This is a genomic window from Intrasporangium sp. (assembly GCF_036566125.1).
Taxonomy (GTDB): Bacteria; Actinomycetota; Actinomycetes; order Actinomycetales; family Dermatophilaceae; genus Intrasporangium.
Genome location: NZ_DATCWX010000156.1, coordinates 1 through 2,181, shown reverse-complemented (window position 1 = coordinate 2,181; position 2,181 = coordinate 1). Strand labels below are relative to the sequence as shown.

The 2,181-nt window shown below is 71.4% G+C and carries 2 protein-coding genes; one reads left to right on the top strand and one right to left on the bottom strand.

Translation table 11 applies throughout. The annotated features are described in order from the left end of the window. On the bottom strand, window positions 1–1,024 hold a 1,024-nt coding region (locus tag VIR15_RS09290), incomplete at its 3' end, for a phosphoribosyltransferase family protein (protein ID WP_331927193.1). A gap of 299 nt (window positions 1,025–1,323) precedes the next feature. On the opposite strand from VIR15_RS09290, the gene VIR15_RS09285 reads away from it, so the two are divergent. After that, window positions 1,324–2,127, top strand: coding sequence for a DUF4397 domain-containing protein (locus VIR15_RS09285; RefSeq protein WP_331927192.1), 804 nt, complete (start codon window positions 1,324–1,326; stop codon window positions 2,125–2,127). Window positions 2,128–2,181: the final 54 nt, after the last annotated feature.

Here is a 2,181-nt window from a genome sequence, read left to right as displayed (position 1 = left end):
CCGCCCACAGAGCCGCGCCGGCGCCGGTGCTCGCCCCGAAGTAGCCATAGCGGCAGGACCCAGTGTCCTCCCGACCGCTCAGCCAGCGGGTCGCCGCGGCCAACCGCCCGGCGAGCAGCTCGATGTTGAAGACGTTCGCGCGGTCCCCCTCCTCCTCGGTGGTGAGCAGGTCGATGAGCAGCGTGCCCAGCCCGGCCCCGTGGAGCACCTCCGCGACGTAGCGGTTGCGCGGGCTGTGCCGACTGCTGCCGCTGCCGTGCGCGAAGACGACGACTCCCCGCGCTCGGGCGGGCAGGGTGAGATGACCCTCGATCGTCACGGTTCCGGCGGGAATGGCGACGTCCTCGTCCGCGCCGCCGTCCGATGCTGCTGCTGCAGGCGCACGCTCACGCGCCGCCTTGAGCAGCCTGCCGACCTCGTCGTCGGTCGTTGGGGCGAAGTCCCGGTAGTGCGCGCCCACGGCGCGGAAGGACCTCGGCGCCGAGACATAGACAACCTCGTCCGCCTCGCCTCCCGCCGACAGCTCGCGAACCGCCTGCGCAGCGACGACCGGGACGGCGAGGACGACCCGGGAAGCACCGAGGTGGCGGGCCACCCGGCAGGCGACCCGAGCAGTGGCACCCGTCGCGACGCCGTCGTCGACGACGATCGCCACCTTGTCGCGCAGCTCGATCCGCGGCTGCCCCCGCCGCAGGAGTGACACCCGGGCGTCCAGGGTCTCCCGTTCGCGACGCGCGACGGCGTCGATGTCGGACCTCGAGATCCTCCCCCGCTCGATGAGCGCCCTGTTGAGGAACCGGGCACCGTCCTCGCCGATGGCACCCATGGCCAGCTCGGGCTGGAAGGGGACACCGAGCTTCCGGACAACGATGACGTCGAGGGGCAGGCCGAGCGCCTTGGCCACCTCGGCAGCGACCGGAACGCCTCCACGGGGCAGGCCGAGGACGACGGCGTCCCGCCCCCTAAAGGATTCGAGCCGGGCGGCGAGCCGGGCCCCAGCATCGACCCGATCAGCGAACAGCATGGTTGGCGGCCTCCTCCGCGCCTTTCCTGCACCCCGCACCCGGATGCCTCACCTCCAGCATCCCGCCGTGGACCAGGCGGGGCCACCGACCAGGCCAAGCAGGCGGCGCCCGGCCACATCGTGACGGGTCGGTGAGCGCGGAGGAGCTCAGCGGCATACGGCTGATGTAAAAACTCTGAAGAATCTTTGTCTAAGGTGCATCCAAGGTTGGCATCACGACGGAAGTAGGGGCAAGGACGGTCACCAGACCGGCCCCGCTCGACGAAACGAGCCGCTCACCGTCCCGGAAGGACACGCTCATGAAGATCCTGCGCACCTCCGCCGTGCTCGCCCTGGCGCTCGCCCCGGCCGCCTTCGCACTGCCGGCCCATGCCGCCGAGAAGGCCACGGTCTCGATCCTGCACGGCGTTCCCGGAGCGACCGTCGACGTTTACGCCAACGGCGACCCGCTGCTCACCGATTTCAAGCCGGGCACGCTGACCGACCCGGTCATGCTGCCCGCCGGTGACTACGACCTCAAGGTCACCGCTGCGGGCGCGGGCGCCGACGGCGACGCGGTCATCGAGGCGAACGATGTCGCGGTTCCCGCGGGCGCCAACATCACCGTGGTCGCGCACCTCGACGCCTCGGGCACCCCGGTCCTGACGCCTTTCGTCAACGACACGTCTCCCATCGACGCGGGTCAGGCCCGCATCACCGTCCGCCACACGGCAGCCGCCCCAGCCGTTGACGTGCGCGCCAACGGCGATGTCGCCTTCAAGGGTCTGACCAACCCGAACGAGGTCAAGACCGAGCTGCCGGCTGGCACCATCTCGGCCGACGTCGTCCTCGCCGGTACCGACACGGTCGCGATCGGTCCGGCGGACGTCCAGCTCAAGGAGGGGACGAACACGATCGTGTACGCCTGGGGCAGCGCGGACAAGGACAACCTGGACCTGGCCGTGCAGACCGTGAGCGGCATGCACTCGGCTCCCAGCGGGGTGCCGGCCGGTGGGGGCACCAGCTCCAACGACGCCGGGCGATACGCCCTCATCGCGGGTTCGGCCGCGCTTGCCGGTGGCATGGTCCTGGTGACGCGCCGTCGGGCGACCGCACGCGCCTGACATGAACGCGCCCGGCTCGAGAGCGAGGGTGGCGGCCGCCGCGGCCGCCGCCCT

Bases quoted from the DNA above. Each gene is read 5' to 3' on its own strand.
- VIR15_RS09285 (WP_331927192.1), top strand. From the start codon at position 1,324: ATGAAGATCCTGCGCACCTCCGCCGTGCTCGCCCTGGCGCTCGCCCCG.